This is a genomic window from Pseudomonas folii, from assembly GCF_014357575.1.
Lineage (GTDB): Bacteria > Pseudomonadota > Gammaproteobacteria > Pseudomonadales > Pseudomonadaceae > Aquipseudomonas > Aquipseudomonas folii.
Genome location: NZ_JACONW010000040.1, coordinates 1 through 21,078, shown reverse-complemented (window position 1 = coordinate 21,078; position 21,078 = coordinate 1). Strand labels below are relative to the sequence as shown.

Here is a 21,078-nt window from a genome sequence, read left to right as displayed (position 1 = left end):
CGGGACTTCTTCATGCATATTTCTTCTGGCCGCTGGGTCTATGGCCTGTGTCTGGCGCTGGTCACCGCGTTCCTGTGGGGCATTTTGCCGGTCAAGCTCAAGCAGGTTCTGCAGGTCATGGACCCGGTCACGGTGACCTGGTTTCGGCTGTTGGTATCGGGGATGTTGTTGTTCATCTGGCTGGCCGCAAAACGGCAACTGCCCAGTTTCAAAGTGCTAGGCGTGCGCGGCAAAGCCCTCGTAGCGCTGGCCGTGTTCGGTCTGGTCGGTAATTACATTCTGTACCTGCTGGGTCTGCAGATTCTCAGCCCCGGCACCGCGCAACTGATCATTCAGGTTGGCCCGATTCTGCTGCTGATTGGCAGCGTGTTCCTGTTCAAGGAGCGTTTTACCATCGCTCAGGGTTTTGGCCTGGCTGTGCTGCTGATCGGTTTCACGTTGTTCTTCAATCAGCGGCTCGGCGAGTTGCTGACATCCATGAGCGAATACACCACCGGCGTGCTGATTGCCTTCCTGGCGGCGACGGTCTGGACGTTCTACGGTCTGAGTCAGAAGCAACTGCTGACGGTATGGAATTCATTCCAGGTAATGATGGTGATCTACCTGTTTTGTGCCTTGGTGATCACACCCTGGGCGCACCCGATGGAAGTCTTGCAACTCAGCCCCGTGCAGGGCTGGCTGCTGCTGGCATGTTGCCTGAATACGCTGGTCGCCTATGGCGCTTTTGCTGAAGCGCTGGCGCATTGGGAAGCATCCCGGGTCAGTGCAACCCTCGCGTTGACGCCTTTAGTGACCTTCGCATCGGTTGCCGTCGCCGCCTGGCTGTGGCCGGATTTCGTCAAGCATGAAGAGATCAACGCGTTGGGGTATGGCGGGGCAGTGCTGGTGGTAGTGGGTTCTGCCGTGGTAGCGCTGGGGCCGTCTTTGCTGGCTGGCCTGCGCGCACGCAAAGCCAGGCTGGCGAGTCAGGCTTAACGTTTGCCGAGCTGTTCGGCTTCCTTGAGCCATTGCTGGCGTTGCTCTTCACTCGAAGTTTGCACCGGTGCGAACTCACTCAAACGTTTGGTTTTGATGCCACAGAAGGCCAGCACCGTGCGGACCATCTGCCGGTGTGCCGGAGCGCCGTATACCCAGCGGAAGTAGCGCGGCGGTGTGTCCATGGTGACCAGCAGTTCCGCGGTGCGGCCTCTGAGCAACTCGTTGGCCGCGCTCTTGCGGCCGTGGCTCTTGAAGGCAAAACCGGGCATCAGCACCCGGTCCAGAAAACCTGTCAGCAGGCTCGGCAAGCCACCCCACCAGACCGGATAGACAAACACCAGATGCTCGGCCCAGTGAATCTCCCGCTGAGCTTCCAGCAAATCATGCTCAAGCGTCTGACTTTGCTGGTAGCCGTTATGCAGCACCGGATCGAAATCCAGTTCGCTCAGTTTCAGCATACGTACCACATGCCCGCCGCTGCGGGCACCTTGAGCATAAGCTTCGCCCAAGGCATGGCCAAAGCTGGCGCTTTTAGGCGTACCGAAAATCATCAGGATGCGCTTGCCGTCACCTTCGAGACGGGTCGCGCCGTGTCTGGCCTCAACCATTGCTGCCTGCCTCAAGCATTTTTTCCGGTCGCACCCAGGCGTCGAACTGTTCATCGGTGAGGTAGCCCAGCGCCAGCGCCGCTTCACGCAGGGTCAGGCCTTCGCTGTATGCTTTTTTGGCGATTTGCGCGGACTTGTCATAACCGATATGCGGGTTCAGCGCCGTCACCAACATCAGGCCACGTTCAAGATGTTCAGCCATTTTCTCGGCATCGGGTTCCATGCCCGCCACGCAATGCTCGTTGAAGTTACGGCAGCCATCACCCAGCAGGCGAATCGACTGGAGCAGGTTGTGGATCAGAACCGGCTTGAACACGTTCAATTGCAGGTGGCCCTGGCTGGCGGCGAAACCAATAGTGACGTCGTTACCCATCACCTGACAGGCCAGCATCGACAGCGCTTCGCACTGCGTCGGGTTGACCTTGCCGGGCATGATCGAACTGCCGGGCTCATTGGCAGGCAGCTTCACCTCGGCAAACCCGGCTCGTGGACCGGAGCCCAGCAAGCGTAGGTCGTTGGCGATTTTCATCAGGGTCCCGGCCAGGGTTTTCAGCGCGCCGGATAAGGCCATCAACGGTTCATGACCCGCCAGAGCGGCAAACTTGTTGGGGGCCGTCACAAACGGCAGACCGGACAACGCCGCCAACTCCGCAGCCACTGCTTCAGCAAAGCCATGGGGCGCATTCAACCCGGTGCCGACCGCTGTACCGCCTTGGGCCAGTTCATAAACCGCCGGGAGGGTGGCGCGAATCGCTTTCTCGGCGTAATCCAGCTGCGCGACGTAGGCCGACAGCTCCTGACCGAAGGTGATCGGCGTCGCGTCCATCATGTGCGTGCGCCCGGTTTTCACCAGCTTCATGTGGCGCGCCGATTGCTCGGCCAGACCGGTAGACAGTTCTGCAATCGCAGGCAAAAGCTGTTCTTTGACGGCCTGCGCCGCTGCGATGTGCATGGCGGTCGGGAAGCAATCGTTGGAGCTTTGCGAGCGGTTGACGTGGTCGTTGGGGTGGACAGGCGTCTTGCCGCCGCGGCCCTGACCGGCCAGTTCGTTGGCGCGTCCGGCGATCACTTCATTGACGTTCATGTTGCTCTGGGTACCACTGCCGGTCTGCCAGACCACCAGCGGAAACTGCGTGTCGAGGTCGCCTGCGAGTACTTCGTTGGCGGCTTGTTCGATCAGCCGGGCGATGTCTGCGGGCAGGTCGCCGTTGCGGTCATTGACCCGGGCGGCGGCCTTCTTGATCAGGGCCAGGGCATGCAGCACCGGCAACGGCATATGCTCGTCGCCGATGGCGAAATTGATCAGTGAGCGTTGAGTCTGGGCTCCCCAGTAAGCGTTATCGGGAACGTCGATCGGACCAATGCTATCGGTTTCTGTGCGGCTCACTGGACTCACTCCTTAAGTTTGTATGCGCAGTTTAGGCTGCGTGATCCCATCTGGGTTCCCCCAATCGCGTTTTTAACCGCTTGGGCAGTCAGGGGTTGAGCCTTTAGCAAACATGAGCGCAGAATGGTCGGCCCTGAGGTTCTGCCTCGCCTGCTAGAAAGGAAATTCGATGACCCGTCTTCGCGCCATCTGTACTGCGGCTGTTCTGGTATGCGCCAGCGGCCAGGTTCTTGCCGATACCGCCAGCCACAACGCCAGCGCTGAAACCTTCTTGAAACTGGCTAACGCCGACAAGCTGGGCACCCCGGTGTACATGCAAGTACAACAGATGTTTGCTCAGCGTTTCGCCGAAACCAAAGCGCCAGAAGCGAAAAAAGCCGTTCTTGAAACTTACCAGGCCAAAGCCAACGCTGCTTTGGACCAGGCCATTGGCTGGAACAAGCTGAAGCCTGACATGGTCAAGCTTTACACGGCGAACTTCACTGAAAGTGAGCTGAAGGACCTGGTTGCGTTCTATCAGTCGCCACTGGGCAAGAAGGTTCTGACCAAGATGCCTGAACTGACTCAGCAGTCTGCTCAGTTGACTCAGGGCAAGCTGGAAAGCGCTGTGCCGGTGGTCAACAAGTTGCTGGCTGACATGACCACTGAACTGGAACCTGCCAAGAAAGCAGCTCCTGCTCCTGCCAAAAAGCCATAAGCGAAGCCCGTCATGACTATGCAAACGCGAATCGAGTCAGCACTGGCTGTGTTTCAACCCTTGCATCTGCAGGTGCTTGATGAGAGTCACATGCATAGCCGTGGCGAGCAGACTCACTACAAGGCTGTCATCGTCAGTGAGCAATTCGAAGGGCTTAACGCGGTCAAGCGGCACCAGAAGGTCTACGGCATTCTTGGCGGCTTGATGGGCGAGTTTCATGCCCTGGCGTTGCACACTTATACGCCAGTCGAGTGGGCGAAAACCGGCGCTGCGCCGGTTTCGCCTGTTTGTGCGGGTGGGGAGTGATAGCGGTTTTTTGTGTATATCCGTTATCGCGGTGAAGGCATCTATGGGTTGCGCTTTTACAGCGCGTCACTTTTGAAAAGAGCCGGAAGCCGGCCCAACCAAAAGTAACCAAAAGGCTCTTGCCCCACCACTCGGTGCCTCGCTGGCGCTCGGCATGCCCGTAATCCGACATTGCTGCGTGGGGCCGCCGCCACCGGCCATCCATGGCCTGAGGCGGCTAAACCGGCATCCCTGCCGCCCCCTCCTTTAACAAGAGCCCCCACACAGCAATATCGAATTCCGGCCGTCGTGGTTTAACGGGGCGCCCCAGATCAAAATCAAAAGGGCGGCGGCCTGAGAGCCGACCTTGTTGTGTGAGCTTGCTCGCGATTCAGGCGCCGCGGTATATCTGACGTACCGCGGCGCCTGAATCGCGGGCAAGCACCGCTCCCACATAAAACCGCGTGTATCCAGGCCGTGCTCTTGATCTGCTTTTGATTTTGATCTTAGGCGCCCCGTCAAACCACGCTGGCCGAACGCAGATTCTGAACCGTGGGGCGCTCTTGAGTTGAAGAGTGGCAGGACGCCGGGTTAGCCGCATTGGGCCATGGATGGCCCGTTGCGGCGGCCCACGGTTCAGGATCTGTGGGCGGGTACACCGAGCGACAGCGAGGTGCCGAGTGGTGGGGTAAGAGCGCTTTGCTTACTTTCGCGCTCTTCGAAAGTGAGGCGCTGTAAAAGCGCAACCAATAGTAGCCGTGACCACGGTAACGGATATGTACAAAGATATAGATGCTGCGGATCCTACGCTTATCGCGGGTCTCTCATCCCACCCATCCCCCCATCTTTGCTAGAATCCGCCCCGCGCTGCACACCCTGCGTGTTTTTATTGAATTATTTTCTATCCGGTAGGCCCTTTGCGAGGGTCGCCACCTGGAGATACACATGACCCAACAGCCGATGAATCAGCCGATCGTCGTAGCGGCGCTATACAAATTCGTCACCCTCAGCGACTACGTCCAACTGCGCGAGCCGCTGTTGCAAGCAATGGTCGACAACGGCATCAAAGGCACCTTGCTGATCGCCGAAGAAGGCATCAACGGAACCGTCTCCGGTAGCCGTGAAGGCATCGACGGCCTGCTGGCCTGGCTCAAGAACGACCCGCGCATGATCGACATCGATCACAAGGAATCGTACTGCGAAGAACAGCCGTTCTATCGCACCAAGGTCAAACTCAAGAAAGAAATCGTGACCCTGGGCGTCGAAGGCGTGGACCCCAACAAAGCCGTCGGTACCTACGTTGAACCCAAAGACTGGAACGCCATCATCAGCGATCCGGAAGTGCTGGTCATCGACACCCGTAACGACTACGAAGTGTCCATCGGCACGTTCGAAGGCGCTATCGACCCCAAGACCACCAGTTTTCGCGAGTTTCCCGAGTACATCAAAGAACACTTCAACCCTGCAGTGCACAAGAAAGTCGCGATGTTCTGCACCGGTGGCATCCGTTGCGAAAAAGCGTCCAGCTACATGCTGGGTGAAGGCTATGGCGAGGTCTATCACCTCAAGGGCGGCATTCTCAAGTACCTCGAAGAAGTCCCGCAGGATGAAAGCCTGTGGCGTGGCGAGTGTTTCGTCTTCGACAATCGTGTCACCGTCCGCCATGACCTGACCGAAGGCGACTACGATCAATGTCATGCATGCCGTACGCCGATCAGCGCTGAAGACCGTGCCAGTGAGCATTACTCGGCGGGCATCAGTTGCCCGTATTGCTGGGACAGCCTGAGTGAGAAAACCCGTCGCAGCGCCATCGACCGCCAGAAGCAGATCGAACTGGCCAAAGCGCGTAATCAGCCGCACCCGATCGGTCGCAATTATCGTTTAGAAGACCGCCAGCCAGACGAGGTTTGATCCATGTCCACCCGCCTGCTTTATGTAATGGACCCCATGTGCTCATGGTGCTGGGGTTTTGCTCCCGTGGCGCAAGCGCTGGTTCAGCAGGCGCAGGCGAGTGGTGTGGCGTTGCATCTGGTGATGGGCGGTTTGCGCACCGGCAGCGGGGCGGCGCTTGATCCGACCACCCGGCGTTACATCCTTGAGCACTGGCAGGCGGTTGAGAAAGCCACCGGGCAGACGTTCCGTTTCGACGATGCGTTGCCCGACGGTTTTGTCTATGACACCGAGCCCGCATGCCGGGCCATCGTCGCCGCGCGCCATCTTGAGCCAGAGTTTGCCTGGAAACTGGTCGGCCTGATTCAACAGGCGTTTTATGTTCAGGGGCGTGACGTCACCCGTGCAGCGGTGCTGGCCGAACTCGCCGAGCACGCTGGCTTGCCGCGTATCGAATTCGCCGCAGCCTTCGACAGCGCTGAACAGTTGGCCGCCACCCAGGCAGATTTCGCCTGGGTCCAGGATTTGGGTATTGCGGGTTTCCCGACCTTGCTGGCTGAGCGCAACGGTCAACTGGCTTTGTTGACCAATGGCTATCAGTCGCTGGAAGAGCTTTCACCTTTACTGGGTCGCTGGCTTGAGCGTGCTGCCAGTGCCTGATCCTCTCAACACTGATCAGCACGAGCCCGGTACGACGTTCAATCGCTTGAGTTGGGCGCAAATTCGTCGTTTGGCTGCACGGCATAAAAAAGCGCTGTGGATCGCCAATGGTGTAGCGGTGCTGGCTACGCTGTGTACTGTGCCGATTCCTCTGCTGTTGCCCTTGTTGGTGGATGAGGTGCTGTTGGGGCATGGCGACGGCGCGTTGAAGTTCATGAACAACTTCCTGCCCGACAGCCTGCAAAAACCTGCCGGTTACATCGGCCTGATGCTGCTGTTCACCTTCGGTCTGCGCCTTGGTGCACTGGTGTTCAACGTGGTGCAGGCCAAGCTGTTCGCCCGGCTGTCCAAAGACATTGTCTACCGCGTACGAATTCGCCTGATCGAGCGCCTCAAGCGCATTTCTTTGGGGGAGTACGAAAGCCTGGGCGGCGGCACGGTCACTGCGCACCTCGTCACCGATCTGGACACACTGGACAAATTCATTGGCGATACGTTGAGCCGTTTTCTGGTGGCGATGCTGACGCTGACGGGCACCGCTACGATTCTGATGTGGATGCACTGGAAGCTGGCGCTGCTGATTCTGTTGTTCAACCCGCTGGTGATCTACGCCACGGTGCAGTTGGGCAAGCGGGTCAAACACCTGAAAAAACAGGAAAACGACAGCACCTCGCGGTTTACCCAGGCGTTGACTGAAACGCTGGACTCGATTCAGGAAGTCCGCGCCGGTAACCGCCAGGGATATTTCCTCGGTCGCCTGGGCGTGCGTGCCCGGGAAGTTCGTGATTACGCCACCGCTTCACAATGGAAAAGCGATGCGTCCAATCGCGCCAGTGGGCTGTTGTTCCAGTTCGGAATCGATGTGTTCCGCGCCGCTGCCATGTTGACGGTGCTGTTTTCAGACCTGTCCATTGGTCACATGTTGGCGGTGTTCAGTTACCTATGGTTCATGATCGGCCCGGTGGAACAGCTACTGAACCTGCAATACGCTTATTACGCCGCAGGCGGGGCGCTGACCCGAATCAACGAACTCCTCGCTCGTGCCGATGAGCCGCAGTATCCGGGTGGCGTCAATCCTTTCGCCGGTCAGAAGACCGTGGGCATTGAAGTGCGTGGTTTGAGCTTCGGTTATGGCGAGGAGAACATTCTCGATCAACTGAATCTGACGATTGCGCCCGGTGAGAAGATCGCTATTGTCGGCGCCAGTGGCGGCGGTAAAAGTACGTTGGTACAGCTGCTGCTTGGGTTGTACACGCCACAGTCCGGAACCATCAGCTTTGGTGGTGCCACCCAGCAGGAGATCGGCCTGGAAACCGTTCGGGAGAATGTCGCGGTGGTGCTTCAGCATCCGGCGCTGTTCAACGATACCGTGCGCGCCAATCTCACCATGGGTCGCGAGCGCAGCGACGAAGCGTGTTGGCGAGCGCTGGAAATTGCCCAGCTCGAATCGACTATTCGCAGCTTGCCCCAAGGGCTCGACAGTGTTGTGGGCCGCTCAGGCGTGCGATTGTCTGGCGGTCAGCGTCAGCGTCTGGCTATCGCTCGTATGGTATTGGCCGATCCCTGCGTGGTGATCCTCGACGAGGCCACCTCTGCACTCGACGCCGCGACGGAATACAGCCTGCATCAGGCGTTGTCGCGGTTTCTCACTGGCCGTACCACATTGATCATTGCTCACCGTTTATCCGCGGTGAAGCAGGCCGATAAGGTGCTGGTTTTCGACGGCGGGCGTATTGCAGAGCAGGGCGATCACCAGCAATTGATTGCCGAAGGCGGGCTCTACGCAAAACTCTACGGTCACCTGCAGCACATTTAATTCCCCCGGTTACTTGCCAAGACTCGATTAAGGGTCTTTCTTGGTAGTAAGTAATGGCGCATTAACAGCGTTCTCTCACTAACTTAACAATCTCTGATTCCTCTTTTATGTGCTCTGCATCGCGATTCCAACACGCGAGGCGGTAGTGTGTTTCGGATTCGAGAAATTTCCCTGAACGGTTTCACAGATTTGACCTAGGCTCTGGGCAGGACGAATTGAAGACAGCTGGTTGAGCATCTGGCATCGCTTATGAAAGGGAACCCATGAAGCAAAAGCGGATCCTCGAAAAGCCCCGCCTGTTGGGCATCGTATGGCCATTTATCGCTGTCGCGCTGTTTCAGGCCTTACTGGGGTGTGTCAGCCTTTATATGCTTTCGGCCGTGCGCAGCTATGTCGGCGGCGAAAGTCTATGGTCCAAGGGCCAGAAAGATGCCATTTACTACCTGAATCTCTATGCCGACGGCCACGATGAGATCAATTTCCAGCGCTATGAGCAGGCGATTTCTATTCCCAAAGGCGGCCATGCGCTACGCGTAGCCCTGGATAAGCCCGTCCCGGATATCGAAAAAGCGACAGACGGCTTCCTGCAAGGGGGTAATCACCCTGATGACGCCGCGAGCGTCATTTGGCTGTATGTGAATTTTCGTGAACTTGGCTACATGAAAAAAGCCGTCGACCAATGGCGGCTCGGCGATGATTTTCTGATGCAGCTGGACACGCTTGCTCATCGGATGCATGAGGGTATTTCGTCGGGTGCGGCAACCGAGGCGGATATTGCCGAGTGGCGTGGCCAGATCACCGCCATCAATGAGCGCGTCACGCCGGTTGCCAGAGCGTTCAGTGACGCGCTGGGCGAAGGCTCCCGAGGGATTCTGCGGTGGCTGTTGGTCATCAACCTGGCCACGGCGGTGGTGCTGATTATCCTGGCGCTGCTCAGGACGCACAAACTGCTGGCTCAGCGGCATGCCTTTGCAGATGCCCTTCAAGTGGAAAAAGAGCGTGCGCAGGTAACGTTGGAGTCCATCGGTGATGGCGTGATTACGACTGACGTCGAGGGCGCCATTGTTTACATGAATCCCGCTGCCGAAGGGCTGACTCACTGGAAAAACGCTCAGGCCAGTGGTCTTCCGCTTGCGGCCTTGTTCAACCTGCTTGACGAGAATGACCGCAAGGACAGCTCAACCCTGATCGAGCATATTCTCAGTGGTCAGCTCAGCGGCGGCAGCGAGCACTCAAAACTGATCCAGCGTCTGGATGGCAGCACCGTTTCGGTGGCATTGGTCGGTTCGCCGATCTTTACCGATGGCAAGGTCAGTGGCACCGTGCTGGTGCTGCACGACATGACGCGGGAGCGGCAGTACATCGCCAATCTTTCCTGGCAAGCGACCCACGATGCTCTGACCGGCCTGGCCAACAGGCGTGAGTTTGAATATCGACTTGAGCAGGCGCTCGATGAACTGGGGCGGCAAGCCAGTCAGCATTCGGTGATGTACCTGGATCTGGATCAGTTCAAGCTGGTCAATGACACCAGCGGGCATGCGGCCGGTGATGAGTTGCTGCGGCATATCTGCACACTGCTGCAACAGGGCTTGCGTGAAGGCGATACGCTTGCACGGTTAGGCGGTGACGAGTTCGGTATCTTGCTGGAGCACTGCCCGCCGGAGACGGCTGAAACGATCGCGGAGTCCCTGCGCCAGACTGTTCAGAGCCTGAACTTCGTCTGGAAGGGCAGGCCGTTTGTCAGCACGGTCAGTGTGGGTCTGGTGCACATCTCCCAGCTTCCGACGACGCTGGAGGCGCTGCTGCGTTCGGCGGATATGGCGTGTTACATGGCCAAGGAAAAAGGCCGTAACCGGGTTCAGGTCTATCACGCCGAGGACTCCGAAGTATCCATTCGCTTTGGTGAGATGGCGTGGGTGCAGCGCTTGCACATGGCGCTGGACGAAAACCGCTTCTGCCTGTTCTCCCAGCAGATCGCGAGTATCGGTCAGCACGGCCAGGATGACAGCGGGCACATCGAAATCCTGCTGCGCCTGCGCGATGAGGCGGGGCGGATGATCTTGCCCGAGAACTTCATTCCGGCCGCCGAGCGTTATGGTTTGATGACCCAGCTGGACCGCTGGGTGGTGCGCAATGTTTTCGAGATCATCGCCCAGTGCAGGGACGACGAGCGTTACCACGGACCCATGATGGTGTGCGCGATCAACCTCTCCGGGGCGAGCATCGGTGATGATGCCTTTCTCGACTACCTGAAGCAGCAATTCCGGACTTACAACATCCCGCCTTCGTTGATTTGTTTTGAAATCACCGAAACCATCGCGATTGCCAATCTGGGCTGTGCGATCCGTTTCATCAACGATTTGAAGTCGCTGGGCTGCAAGTTCTCCCTCGACGACTTCTGCGCCGGGATGTCGTCGTTTGCCTACCTCAAACACCTGCCAGTGGATTACTTGAAGATCGATGGCAGCTTCGTCAAAGACATGCTCGACAACCCGATCAATCGCGCAATGGTCGAGGTGATCAATCACATCGGCCATGTCATGGGCAAACGCACCATTGCCGAATTCGTCGAAACGCCCCAGATCGAGATTGCACTGCGTGAGATTGGAGTTGACTTCGCTCAGGGATATCTGATTGAACGTCCTCAGTTGTTCACGTGCCAAAGTCTTCATTCACGCCCTTCAAGGGCCGTCCCGCTTTTGTTCAGCACGCCAGGAACATTCCGCTAAGCCATCAACTTCACGAAAAAAGGAGCTACACAGTGATCGATACTTTCAGCAGAACCGGTCCGCTCATGGAAGCCAGCAGTTATCCGGTATGGGCACAGCAGTTGATCAAGGATTGCAGTTTCGCCAAATCCAGAGTCGTCGAGCACGAGCTTTATCAACGCATGCGTGACGGGCGCCTGAGCCCTAAAGTCATGCGTCACTATTTGATTGGTGGCTGGCCGGTGGTTGAGCAGTTCGCCATCTACATGGCCAACAGCCTGGCGAAAACCCGCTTTGCCCGCCATCCCGGCGAGGACATGGCGCGCCGCTGGTTGATGCGCAATATTCGCGTGGAGCTTAATCATGCCGACTATTGGGTGAATTGGGCGGATGCCCACGGTGTCAGCCTTGATGACCTCAAGGCTCAGCATGTTTCTCCCGAGTTGCATGCGCTGAGTCACTGGTGCTGGCACACCAGTTCGTCTGATTCACTGGTGGTCGGCATGGCCGCAACCAACTACGCCATTGAAGGGGCCACTGGGGAGTGGGCGGCTGTCGTGTGCTCCTCGGACGTGTATGCCGACGGGTTTCCCGAGGAGTCGCGCAAGCGTGCGATGAAGTGGTTGAAGATGCACGCGCAGTATGACGACTCGCACCCTTGGGAAGCGCTGGAAATCATCTGCACGCTGGCGGGCAATAACCCAAGCGTGCAATTGCAGACTGAACTGCGGCAGGCCGTCACTAAAAGCTACGACTACATGTATCTCTTTCTGGAGCATTGCATGCAGTTGGAAAAGGCCAAGTCAGCGCGCACCCGAGTGGCCGAGCTGGAAACCTGAGTTCAGCCTGCCATCGCGAGACGATTACGTCCTTGCCGCTTAGCGACATATAGAGCGATATCGGCGCGGCGCATGAGGCTGCCGGCGGATTCCGCCGGCAGCAGCGTTGAGCCGCCCAGGCTGATTGTCAGTTCCATAGTTTGATCCAGACCTGGGTGCATCAGCGCTTGAGCTGCCCGACGCAAGCGTTCCCCCATCAAACCTGCCGCATCACGACCCGTGTTGGACAGCACGATCAGAAACTCTTCGCCGCCATAGCGAAATATCTGGTCGACGTTTCTCAACTCGCTTTTGATCGCCTGGGCGATGGATTTGAGCACATCGTCGCCGGTGGCGTGGCCGTAGGTGTCGTTGACGCGCTTGAAATGATCGATATCCAGCATCAACACTGACAACGGTTGGGCGTTGCGTCGCGCGAGTTCTATTTCGCGGGCCAGAGTCTGGTCCATGGCGACACGGTTGCCAGTCTCGGTCAGCGGGTCGCGCAACGCACTTTGCATGGCGGCCCGGTAGAGCAGCGCGTTGCGCAGCGGGAACAGTATGCAGGTCATGAGGGATTCCAGCGCCGCAAACTCCTCCTCGCTGAAGCGCACACTACGCTCGAAGGTAAACAGTCCCAGAACTTCGCCTTCATTGCTCAGGTTGTAACTGACGCTGTGTGGAGCGCGTTCGCCCATCTGCATGTAAAGGTCACTTTCAGCGTATTCGTAGTTGAGCCCGTCAAGCGGGACCAGACGTTGAACACCCCGAAAGAACATCCCCAGGATTCGCTCCGCTTCCAGGCTGGTTTGCAATTGCTGGCCGAGCTGCTGCACCAGCTGCGTCAAGCCAACTGCCGGCTGGGCGTTGTTCTGAACCTGTCTTTGATGCATGCCCAATCGTTTCAATTTGGCTGCATCGAAATTAATAGCTTTAGGTGGATTAGGAGAAATCATGGCGTCATTCCTCAGCGCATATTGCTGGATTGGCTGAGTCAGAGCGAAAGTCGTGCCAGTCTTGAAAATTAAATAGAACGCTTTAAATACAAGGGGTTGGGCGGGGGCTGAAGCCGATATGCGGTCTTGCGTGACATAACCTTGACTTGCGGGACCCGTCAGTCACCCGCCGACGACGGTTTTCCGTCGCGGCGGGTGCAGGGCGATATTACTGAGCGTTGAGGGCCTGGCCGTTGACGTCGCTGCTGTCCGGGCCCATCAGGTACAGATAGAACGGCATGATCTCTTCCGGGGTCGGATTGTTCTCCGGGTTTTCTGCCGGGTAAGCCTGGGCGCGCATGCTGGTCCGTGTGGCGCCAGGGTTGATGCTGTTGGAGCGTACCGAGGCCACGGTATCGAGTTCGTCAGCGAGGGTTTGCATCAGGCCTTCCGTTGCAAACTTCGAAACCCCGTAAGCGCCCCAATACGCACGGCCCTTGCGGCCAACGCTGCTGGAGGTGAACACCACCGAGGCATCCCTGGACAGCTTGAGCAGCGGCAGTAGCGTGCTGGTCAGCATGAACATCGCATTGACGTTGATGTGCATGACCCGCATGAAGTTTTCCCCGGACAACTGCTCCAGAGGCGTGCGCGGGCCGATGATCGAGGCGTTATGCAACAAGCCGTCGAGGTGGCCGAATTCTTTTTCGATCATGGCTGCCAGCTCATCGTATTGATGGGGCAGGGCAGTTTCCAGATCGAAAGGGATCACCGCTGGCTTGGCATGACCCGCGGCTTCGATTTCGTCATACACCTGAGTCAGATTGGCTTCGGTGCGACCCAGCAACAAGACGGTCGCGCCATGGGCCGCGTAGGTTTTCGCCGCCGCAGCACCAATGCCGCGTCCAGCACCCGTGACCAGAATGACCCGGCCAGTGAGCAGGTCGGGGCGAGGGGAGTAATCGAACATGGGTTACCTCGGGTGAATATGATCCGGAGTGACAGCTGACCCTTTTGGGCGCGATGTCGTAGGATCGGCTTTAGCCGGGAAGAGGCCTGTACAGTCACTGAAAATCAGTTGTCAGAAATACCGCCTTCCCGGCTAAAGCCGGTCCCACGTCAGTTTGCGCACACATATGGATCTCCCACAGGTCAGCGCTTTGCAGGCAGTTCTGAAGTGACTTCAGCAGCTACACAGCGCGTTATCCAGCACCTTGCGCAGTTCCAGCGGGTGATCCACTACCACGTCGGCGCCCCAATGATCAGGGTTGTCGTTGGGGTGGATGTAGCCATAGCGCACCGCTGCGGTTTTGGTGCCTGCATCGCGGCCGGATTCGATGTCTCGCAGATCGTCGCCGACAAACAGCACGCTCGCCGGGTCCAGATCAAGCATCTTGCAGGCCAGGGTCAGCGGCTCTGGATCGGGTTTGCTGCGCGTTACGTGATCCGGGCAGATCAGCAAGGCCGAGCGCTGCGACAGTCCCAACTGGTCCATGATCGGCTGCGCAAAGCGTACCGGTTTGTTGGTGACAACACCCCAGATCAGATTGGCCTTTTCGATATCGGCCAACAACTCCGCCATACCGTCGAACAGCTTGCTGTGGACGGCGCAGTCACGCTGGTAGCGTTCGAGGAACTCAAGGCGCAGCGCCTCGAATCCTTCGGCGTCCGGGGACATGGCAAAAGTCGCAGCAACCATCGCCTTGGCACCGCCGGAAACCTCATCACGGATCAGCTTGTCCGGCACAGCAGGCAAGCCGCGTTCGGCAAGCATGGCCTGGCAAATGGCGATGAAATCCGGAGCGGTATCGAGCAGGGTACCGTCCATGTCGAATAGAACTGCTCTCAAGCGCATGTTTTATGCCTCCCGGAGCGTCTGGATCATGTAGTTGACGTCAACGTCCGAAGCCAGTTTGTAGTGCTTGGTCAGCGGGTTGTAAGTCAAACCGATGATGTCCTTGACCTGAAGGCCAGCGGCACGGCTCCAGGCACCCAGTTCGGAAGGGCGGATGAATTTCTTGAAGTCGTGGGTGCCGCGCGGCAGCAGGCCCATGATGTATTCCGCGCCGACGATGGCGAACAGAAAAGCCTTCGGGTTGCGGTTGATGGTCGAGAAAAACACCTGGCCGCCGGGCTTGACCATGCGGTAGCAGGCGCGAATCACCGACGATGGGTCGGGTACGTGCTCAAGCATTTCCAGGCAGGTCACGACGTCGAACTGCCCAGGCATTTCTTCGGCCAGGTCTTCGGCAGTGATCTGCCGGTATTCAACTTGCACGCCCGATTCCAACTGGTGCAACTGGGCGACCGCCAGTGGCGCTTCACCCATGTCGATACCGGTTACGGTTGCGCCGCGCAGTGCCATGGCTTCGGAGAGAATCCCGCCGCCGCAACCGACGTCCAGAACCTTCTTGCCCGCCAGATTGACGCGCTCGTCGATCCAGTTGACCCGCAACGGGTTGATGTCGTGCAACGGCTTGAATTCGCTGTTGCGATCCCACCAGCGATGGGCCAATGCCTCGAATTTGGCGATTTCTGCGTGATCGACGTTGCTCATGGGATGTCCTCTTGAACTCAAAATACGTGCAGCGGGCTGGCTGAAGAGCAACCAGCCCGTTCTTTATTCGGTGCGCCCGGAAATACGCTTGCCCCAGGCTTTGGCGGTGTCGCACAACGCCTGTTCATCCATACGGGTCAGGCGGCGATCGTCGAGCAATTGCTTGCCTGCTACCCAGACGTGGCTGACGCAGTCGCGGCCAGTGGCGTATATAAGCTGTGAAACCGGATCATAAATCGGTTGGCGGGCCAGCCCGGACAGGTCGAAAGCGACCATATCGGCAGCCTTGCCGATCTCCAGCGAGCCGACTTCGTTCTGAATTCCCAGCGCCCGTGCGCCATTCAGGGTAGCCATGCGTAACGCGCGATGGGCATCCAGTGCGGCAGCCGAGCCTGCCACGGCCTTGGCCAGCAGCGCAGCGGTGCGGGTCTCGCCCAGCAGATCCAGATCGTTGTTGCTGGCTGCACCATCAGTGCCTACTGCTACATTGACGCCAGCCTGCCACAGTCGTTCGACCGGACAGAAACCGCTGGCCAGTTTCAGGTTCGATTCCGGGCAATGAATCACGCTGGTGTTGCTTTCTACCAGCAACTCCAGATCTTCATCGTTTATCTGCGTCATGTGCACGGCTTGAAAGCGCGGACCGAGCATGCCCAAACGGTTCAGGCGCGCCAGCGGGCGCTCACCTGAATGGTCTACAGCCTGCTCCACTTCGAAGGCAGTCTCGTGAACATGCATCTGGATCATCGCGTCCAGCTCGTCGGCAATAACCCGGATTTTTTCCAGATTCTCATCGCCAACGGTGTACGGTGCATGAGGACCGAACGCGATTTTAATGCGCGGGTGATGGACCAGGTCATTGAACAGCTGCACGCCCATGTGCAGGGCTTCGTCGGTATCCCGTGCCCCAGGGATCGGAAAATCCAGAATCGGCACGGTGATCTGTGCGCGAATTCCGCTGTTGTGCACGCGGTCCGCTGCCACTGAGGGGTAGAAGTACATGTCCGAGAAACAGGTAATGCCGCCTTTGAGCTGCTCGGCAATGGCCAGGTCCGTGCCGTCGCGAATGAAATCCTCATTCACCCATTTGCTTTCTGCGGGCCAGATATGGTCGTGCAGCCAGGTCATCAGCGGCAGATCGTCGGCCAGGCCACGGAACAAGGTCATGGCCGCATGCCCGTGGGCGTTGATCAGTCCCGGGCTGAGCAGCATTTCAGGCAGTTCAAGGGTTTGCAGAGCGGTTTGCTTCAAGGCCTCGGCGCGTGGGCCGATGTAAACGATGCAGCCATCGCGAATGCCCAGGCCATGATCCTTGAGTACCACGCCAGCGGGTTCGACCGGCACCAGCCAGGCGGGCAGGAGCAGGAGGTCGAGCGGGGCAGCGGCGTTAGGCATGACTGGGCTTCCGGGGCTTATTATGGGGACGGCGCAGTATACCCGAGCGTCTTCGCCGACGGCTCGCTATAATCGGCAGCTTTTGATGTCCGGTTTGGGTTTTTTGAGTATGGAGTGTGCAATGCGCGATCGATTGTTGGCTGCTGAGAAGGTGAAAGCCATCGATTGGCGGGATGACGCTCTGTATCTGCTGGATCAGCGCATCTTGCCTTTCGAGGAAACCTGGCTCGCTTATCAAAACGCGGCGGGGGTGGCCGAGGCCATTCGCTCCATGGTTGTCCGTGGCGCTCCGGCTATTGGCATCACTGCGGCTTATGGCGTTGTCCTGGGTGCTCGCGCCCGTATCGCCGCCGGTGGTGACTGGAAGGCGGCCCTTGAAGAAGATTTCAAAGTGCTGGCAGACTCGCGCCCCACGGCCGTGAATCTGTTCTGGGCGCTGAACCGGATGCGCGAACGTCTGCAGCGTATCAAGAAAGGCGATGACCCTCTCGTCGTGCTGGAAGCTGAAGCGGTGTCCATCCACCTCAGTGATCGCGAAGCCAACCTGACCATGGCGCAACTGGGTGCCGACCTTATCCGCAAGAATCAGGGCAACCTGCAGGCGGTTCTGACCCACTGCAACACGGGGGCCCTTGCTACCGGTGGTTTTGGCACCGCGCTGGGCGTTATCCGTGCGGCGCATCTGGAAGGGATGATCGAACGTGTCTACGCCGATGAAACCCGTCCATGGTTGCAGGGCTCACGGCTGACCGCCTGGGAGCTGGCCAACGAAGGTATTCCCGTGACCCTCAATGCCGACTCGGCGGCCGCGCATTTGATGCGCACCAAAGGCATCACCTGGGTGATCGTGGGGGCCGACCGCATCACCGCCAATGGCGATGTGGCCAACAAGATCGGTACTTACCATCTGGCCGTCGCCGCCATGCACCACGGCGTGCGCTTCATGGTGGTCGCGCCCAGCTCGACGATTGATATGGACATGGCCAGCGGTGACGAAATCGTCATCGAAGAGCGCGACGGTCGTGAGCTGCTGGAAGTGGGCGGTCAACGGGTGGGTGCGGATGTCGAAGCATTCAATCCGGTGTTCGACGTCACTCCGGCCGATTTGATTGACGTGATCGTCACTGAAAAGGGCATTGTCGAGCGCCCGGACACCGCAAAAATGACTCAATTGATGTGTCGCAAACGCTTGCACTGATCCCTTTGAAGACGAGCGGAAGTTTGGCCGCAAGGGCGCTAAGCGGGCCTGTAAGCGCTTCTCAGCGGTCTTGCGACAGACAAGCTCGTTTTCAGGGCTTTCAAAGGATAGGTGCTTAGCGGCGATTGTGGTAACATCCGGCGGTTTCCAGGGGCGCATGCAGTAGTCGTCCCTACTGCGCAGATCCAGTGCATAACTCGTTGATTTGTCGTAAGTCGTTGCCAGGCAAACGTGCCGGTAACGGCGAGCTTCGTTCCTCCCGGATGGATGTTCGAAGTTTCACCAGAAAAAGGAATCGAGCTTCTCATGGGCGAACTGGCCAAAGAAATCCTCCCGGTCAATATCGAAGACGAGCTGAAGCAGTCCTACCTCGACTACGCAATGAGCGTAATCGTCGGGCGGGCGCTGCCCGATGCACGTGATGGCTTGAAGCCCGTGCACCGGCGTGTACTGTTCGCGATGAGTGAACTGGGTAACGACTGGAACAAGCCGTACAAGAAATCCGCCCGTGTGGTCGGTGACGTTATCGGTAAGTATCACCCGCACGGCGACACTGCCGTGTACGACACCATCGTTCGTATGGCCCAGCCTTTCTCGCTGCGCTATCTGCTGGTAGACGGTCAGGGCAACTTCGGTTCGGTTGACGGCGATAACGCTGCGGCCATGCGATACACCGAAGTGCGCATGACCAAGCTGGCTCACGAGCTGTTGGCCGACCTGCATAAAGAAACCGTGGACTGGGTGCCGAACTACGACGGCACCGAAATGATCCCGGCGGTCATGCCAACCCGTATTCCCAACCTGTTGGTCAACGGTTCCAGCGGTATCGCCGTGGGCATGGCGACCAACATCCCGCCGCACAACCTCGGTGAAGTCATCGACGGTTGCCTGGCGCTGATCGACAACCCGGAAATCTCCATTGATGAACTGATGCAGTTCATCCCGGGCCCTGACTTCCCGACTGCCGCGATCATCAACGGTCGTGCCGGTATCGTCGAAGCCTACCGCACCGGTCGTGGTCGCATTTATATGCGTGCCCGTTCGATGGTTGAAGACATCGACAAGGTCGGTGGCCGTCAGCAGATCGTCATCACCGAGCTGCCATATCAATTGAACAAGGCTCGTCTGATCGAAAAGATCGCCGAGCTGGTTAAAGAGAAGAAGCTGGAAGGCATCACCGAGCTGCGCGACGAGTCCGACAAGGATGGTATGCGCGTCGTAATCGAACTGCGTCGCGGCGAAGTGCCTGAGGTTATCCTCAACAACCTCTACGCCCAGACCCAGCTGCAGAGCGTTTTCGGCATCAACATCGTTGCACTGATCGATGGCCGTCCGCGCATCCTGAACCTCAAGGATCTGCTCGAAGCCTTCGTTCGTCACCGTCGCGAAGTGGTCACCCGCCGTACCGTCTTCGAACTGCGTAAAGCCCGCGAGCGTGGTCATTTGCTCGAAGGTCAGGCAGTAGCGCTGTCGAACATCGATCCGGTTATTGCCCTGATCAAAGCCTCGCCAACACCTGCGGAAGCCAAGGTCGGATTGATTTCGACGCCTTGGGAATCCAGCGCAGTCGTGGAAATGGTCGAGCGCGCCGGTGCGGATTCATGCCGTCCGGAAAACCTTGATCCGCAGTACGGTCTGCGTGACGGCAAGTATTTCCTGTCGCCTGAGCAGGCTCAGGCCATTCTCGAATTGCGTCTGCACCGCCTGACCGGTCTTGAGCACGAAAAACTGCTCACCGAGTATCAGGAAATCCTCAGCCAGATCGGCGAACTGTTGCGCATCCTCAACAGCGCCGTGCGTCTGATGGAAGTGATCCGCGAAGAGCTGGAGCTGATCCGCGTCGAATACGGCGATGTGCGTCGTACTGAAATTCTCGATGCGCGTCTGGACCTGACACTGGGCGACATGATTCCTGAAGAGGAACGCGTCGTAACGATTTCCCACGGCGGTTATGCCAAGACTCAGCCTCTGGCGGTCTATCAGGCTCAGCGTCGCGGCGGTAAAGGCAAGTCGGCCACCGGCATCAAGGATGAGGACTACATTGCCCACCTGCTGGTCGCCAATAGCCATACCACATTGCTGATGTTCTCCAGCAAGGGCAAGGTTTACTGGCTCAAGACCTACGAGATCCCGGAAGCGTCCCGCGCTGCCCGTGGCCGTCCGCTGGTCAACCTGCTGCCGCTGAGCGACGGCGAGTACATCACCACTATGTTGCCGGTCGACCTGGAGGCCATGCGCAAGCGGGCTGACGAGGAAGAAGAGGCTGGCGTCGAAGGCGAACTCGACGAAGCAGAAAACAGCAACGAGACCGAAGAAGAGCGCAAAGCGCGCATAAAGGCTGCAGACAAGAAGAAGGCCCCGTTCATCTTCATGTCCACCGCCAACGGTACCGTGAAGAAAACCCCGCTGGTGGCCTTCAGCCGTCAGCGTAGCGTGGGTCTCATCGCCCTTGAGCTGGACGAAGGCGACATCCTGATCTCCGCAGCCATCACTGACGGCGAGCAGGAAATCATGCTGTTCTCCGACGGCGGCAAAGTAACGCGCTTCAAGGAATCCGACGTTCGTGCCATGGGCCGTACTGCCCGCGGTGTGCGCGGCATGCGTCTGCCAGAAGGTCAGAAGCTGATTTCGATGCTGATCCCGGAAGAAGGCAGCCAGATCCTCACCGCTTCCGAGCGTGGTTATGGCAAGCGTACGGCGATTTCCGAGTTCCCGGAGTACAAGCGTGGCGGTCAGGGCGTTATCGCCATGGTCAGCAACGAGCGTAACGGCCGACTGGTTGGCGCGGTACAGGTACTCGACGGTGAAGAAATCATGCTGATTTCCGATCAGGGCACCCTGGTTCGTACCCGCGTCAGTGAAGTGTCCAGCCTGGGTCGTAACACTCAGGGCGTGACGCTGATCAAGCTGGCCAGCGACGAAAAACTGGTTGGCCTGGAGCGTGTACAGGAGCCTTCGGAAGTCGAAGGCGAAGAGCTGGTGATCGGTGAAGACGGCGAAATCATTGAAGGCGAAGCGCTGAGCATCGCTGACGAGGATACCTCCGCCGATGAGCTGCAAGCCGACGCTGCTTCTGACGACGAAGAACCGCAGAGCTAGGATGGCTCTTATCAAACACCTATAAATCATTGAACGGGTGCGATTTT

17 protein-coding genes are annotated in these 21,078 nt (G+C 58.2%); 10 read left to right on the top strand and 7 right to left on the bottom strand.

From position 1 onward, the window contains the following. Positions 1–12 precede the first annotated feature (12 nt). The gene (locus H8S59_RS10870; protein ID WP_187521410.1) at positions 13–975 is read left to right on the top strand and encodes a DMT family transporter; all 963 of its coding nucleotides are present in this window, start codon (positions 13–15) and stop codon (positions 973–975) included. Here H8S59_RS10870 and H8S59_RS10865 read toward each other — a convergent pair. Together H8S59_RS10865 and H8S59_RS10860 are read right to left on the bottom strand one after the other, a co-directional pair. Beyond that, positions 972–1,586, bottom strand: coding sequence for an NAD(P)H-dependent oxidoreductase (locus tag H8S59_RS10865; RefSeq protein ID WP_095094868.1), 615 nt, complete (start codon positions 1,584–1,586; stop codon positions 972–974). The genes H8S59_RS10870 and H8S59_RS10865 overlap by 4 nt on opposite strands. Then, positions 1,579–2,973, bottom strand: coding sequence for a class II fumarate hydratase (locus H8S59_RS10860; RefSeq protein WP_187521409.1), 1,395 nt, complete (start codon positions 2,971–2,973; stop codon positions 1,579–1,581). Before H8S59_RS10860 ends, H8S59_RS10865 begins: the two co-directional genes overlap by 8 nt. 169 nt (positions 2,974–3,142) lie before the next feature. Here H8S59_RS10860 and H8S59_RS10855 point away from each other — a divergent pair, with 169 nt between their 5' ends. The 7 genes from H8S59_RS10855 to H8S59_RS10825 all read left to right on the top strand — a co-directional run bounded on the left by H8S59_RS10855 (position 3,143) and on the right by H8S59_RS10825 (position 11,868). Continuing rightward, the gene (locus tag H8S59_RS10855; RefSeq protein WP_087272298.1) at positions 3,143–3,670 is read left to right on the top strand and encodes a DUF2059 domain-containing protein; all 528 of its coding nucleotides are present in this window, start codon (positions 3,143–3,145) and stop codon (positions 3,668–3,670) included. Positions 3,671–3,682: 12 nt separating this feature from the next. Then, the gene (locus tag H8S59_RS10850; RefSeq protein ID WP_095094864.1) at positions 3,683–3,976 is read left to right on the top strand and encodes a BolA family protein; all 294 of its coding nucleotides are present in this window, start codon (positions 3,683–3,685) and stop codon (positions 3,974–3,976) included. Between the two features lie 939 nt (positions 3,977–4,915). Next, positions 4,916–5,866: an oxygen-dependent tRNA uridine(34) hydroxylase TrhO gene (trhO, locus tag H8S59_RS10845; RefSeq protein ID WP_484573322.1), complete on the top strand. Its 951-nt coding sequence runs from the start codon at positions 4,916–4,918 to the stop codon at positions 5,864–5,866. Positions 5,867–5,902: 36 nt separating this feature from the next. Further along, positions 5,903–6,505, top strand: coding sequence for a DsbA family protein (locus tag H8S59_RS10840; RefSeq protein WP_187521422.1), 603 nt, complete (start codon positions 5,903–5,905; stop codon positions 6,503–6,505). Further along, complete coding sequence (locus H8S59_RS10835) at positions 6,435–8,321, top strand: ABC transporter ATP-binding protein (protein WP_246475231.1); 1,887 nt, start codon at positions 6,435–6,437, stop codon at positions 8,319–8,321. Before H8S59_RS10840 ends, H8S59_RS10835 begins: the two co-directional genes overlap by 71 nt. A gap of 263 nt (positions 8,322–8,584) precedes the next feature. Continuing rightward, the gene (locus tag H8S59_RS10830) at positions 8,585–11,050 is read left to right on the top strand and encodes an EAL domain-containing protein (protein ID WP_187521407.1); all 2,466 of its coding nucleotides are present in this window, start codon (positions 8,585–8,587) and stop codon (positions 11,048–11,050) included. 65 nt (positions 11,051–11,115) lie between these two features. Beyond that, positions 11,116–11,868, top strand: a complete 753-nt coding sequence (locus tag H8S59_RS10825; protein WP_214658288.1) for an iron-containing redox enzyme family protein — start codon at positions 11,116–11,118, stop codon at positions 11,866–11,868. A gap of 2 nt (positions 11,869–11,870) precedes the next feature. Here the strand turns inward: H8S59_RS10825 and H8S59_RS10820 are convergent, their stop codons facing one another. The 5 genes from H8S59_RS10820 to H8S59_RS10800 all read right to left on the bottom strand — a co-directional run bounded on the left by H8S59_RS10820 (position 11,871) and on the right by H8S59_RS10800 (position 16,734). Continuing rightward, positions 11,871–12,803, bottom strand: a complete 933-nt coding sequence (locus H8S59_RS10820) for a GGDEF domain-containing protein (RefSeq protein ID WP_187521405.1) — start codon at positions 12,801–12,803, stop codon at positions 11,871–11,873. A 208-nt stretch (positions 12,804–13,011) separates the two neighbouring features. Beyond that, entirely contained in the window at positions 13,012–13,752 is a 741-nt protein-coding gene (locus tag H8S59_RS10815) for a YciK family oxidoreductase (protein ID WP_187521404.1), read from the bottom strand. A 213-nt stretch (positions 13,753–13,965) separates the two neighbouring features. Next, positions 13,966–14,637: an N-acetylmuramic acid 6-phosphate phosphatase MupP gene (mupP, locus tag H8S59_RS10810; RefSeq protein ID WP_122397352.1), complete on the bottom strand. Its 672-nt coding sequence runs from the start codon at positions 14,635–14,637 to the stop codon at positions 13,966–13,968. Between the two features lie 3 nt (positions 14,638–14,640). Further along, a complete protein-coding gene (gene ubiG, locus H8S59_RS10805; protein WP_095094846.1) occupies positions 14,641–15,339 on the bottom strand; it encodes a bifunctional 2-polyprenyl-6-hydroxyphenol methylase/3-demethylubiquinol 3-O-methyltransferase UbiG in 699 nt (232 codons plus the stop codon). Positions 15,340–15,402: 63 nt separating this feature from the next. After that, positions 15,403–16,734 (bottom strand): TRZ/ATZ family hydrolase, encoded by a 1,332-nt coding sequence (locus H8S59_RS10800; protein ID WP_095094844.1) that lies wholly within the window; start codon positions 16,732–16,734, stop codon positions 15,403–15,405. 121 nt (positions 16,735–16,855) lie between these two features. On the opposite strand from H8S59_RS10800, the gene mtnA reads away from it, so the two are divergent. After that, positions 16,856–17,932, top strand: coding sequence for an S-methyl-5-thioribose-1-phosphate isomerase (mtnA, locus tag H8S59_RS10795; RefSeq protein ID WP_095094842.1), 1,077 nt, complete (start codon positions 16,856–16,858; stop codon positions 17,930–17,932). A 306-nt stretch (positions 17,933–18,238) separates the two neighbouring features. Then, complete coding sequence (gene gyrA / locus H8S59_RS10790; protein WP_187521403.1) at positions 18,239–21,031, top strand: DNA gyrase subunit A; 2,793 nt, start codon at positions 18,239–18,241, stop codon at positions 21,029–21,031. Positions 21,032–21,078: the final 47 nt, after the last annotated feature.

Excerpts from the sequence above, each read along its gene's own strand:
- H8S59_RS10800 (WP_095094844.1), bottom strand. The coding sequence starts at position 16,734 with ATGCCTAACGCCGCTGCCCCGCTCGACCTCCTGCTCCTGCCCGCCTGG.
- H8S59_RS10820 (WP_187521405.1), bottom strand. The coding sequence starts at position 12,803 with ATGATTTCTCCTAATCCACCTAAAGCTATTAATTTCGATGCAGCCAAA.
- H8S59_RS10870 (WP_187521410.1), top strand. The coding sequence starts at position 13 with ATGCATATTTCTTCTGGCCGCTGGGTCTATGGCCTGTGTCTGGCGCTG.
- mtnA (WP_095094842.1), top strand. The coding sequence starts at position 16,856 with ATGCGCGATCGATTGTTGGCTGCTGAGAAGGTGAAAGCCATCGATTGG.
- trhO (WP_484573322.1), top strand. The coding sequence starts at position 4,916 with ATGAATCAGCCGATCGTCGTAGCGGCGCTATACAAATTCGTCACCCTC.
- H8S59_RS10855 (WP_087272298.1), top strand. The coding sequence starts at position 3,143 with ATGACCCGTCTTCGCGCCATCTGTACTGCGGCTGTTCTGGTATGCGCC.
- H8S59_RS10830 (WP_187521407.1), top strand. The coding sequence starts at position 8,585 with ATGAAGCAAAAGCGGATCCTCGAAAAGCCCCGCCTGTTGGGCATCGTA.
- H8S59_RS10825 (WP_214658288.1), top strand. The coding sequence starts at position 11,116 with ATGGAAGCCAGCAGTTATCCGGTATGGGCACAGCAGTTGATCAAGGAT.
- gyrA (WP_187521403.1), top strand. The coding sequence starts at position 18,239 with ATGGGCGAACTGGCCAAAGAAATCCTCCCGGTCAATATCGAAGACGAG.
- H8S59_RS10815 (WP_187521404.1), bottom strand. The coding sequence starts at position 13,752 with ATGTTCGATTACTCCCCTCGCCCCGACCTGCTCACTGGCCGGGTCATT.
- H8S59_RS10850 (WP_095094864.1), top strand. The coding sequence starts at position 3,683 with ATGACTATGCAAACGCGAATCGAGTCAGCACTGGCTGTGTTTCAACCC.
- H8S59_RS10835 (WP_246475231.1), top strand. The coding sequence starts at position 6,435 with ATGGCTATCAGTCGCTGGAAGAGCTTTCACCTTTACTGGGTCGCTGGC.
- H8S59_RS10865 (WP_095094868.1), bottom strand. The coding sequence starts at position 1,586 with ATGGTTGAGGCCAGACACGGCGCGACCCGTCTCGAAGGTGACGGCAAG.
- ubiG (WP_095094846.1), bottom strand. The coding sequence starts at position 15,339 with ATGAGCAACGTCGATCACGCAGAAATCGCCAAATTCGAGGCATTGGCC.
- H8S59_RS10840 (WP_187521422.1), top strand. The coding sequence starts at position 5,903 with ATGTGCTCATGGTGCTGGGGTTTTGCTCCCGTGGCGCAAGCGCTGGTT.
- mupP (WP_122397352.1), bottom strand. The coding sequence starts at position 14,637 with ATGCGCTTGAGAGCAGTTCTATTCGACATGGACGGTACCCTGCTCGAT.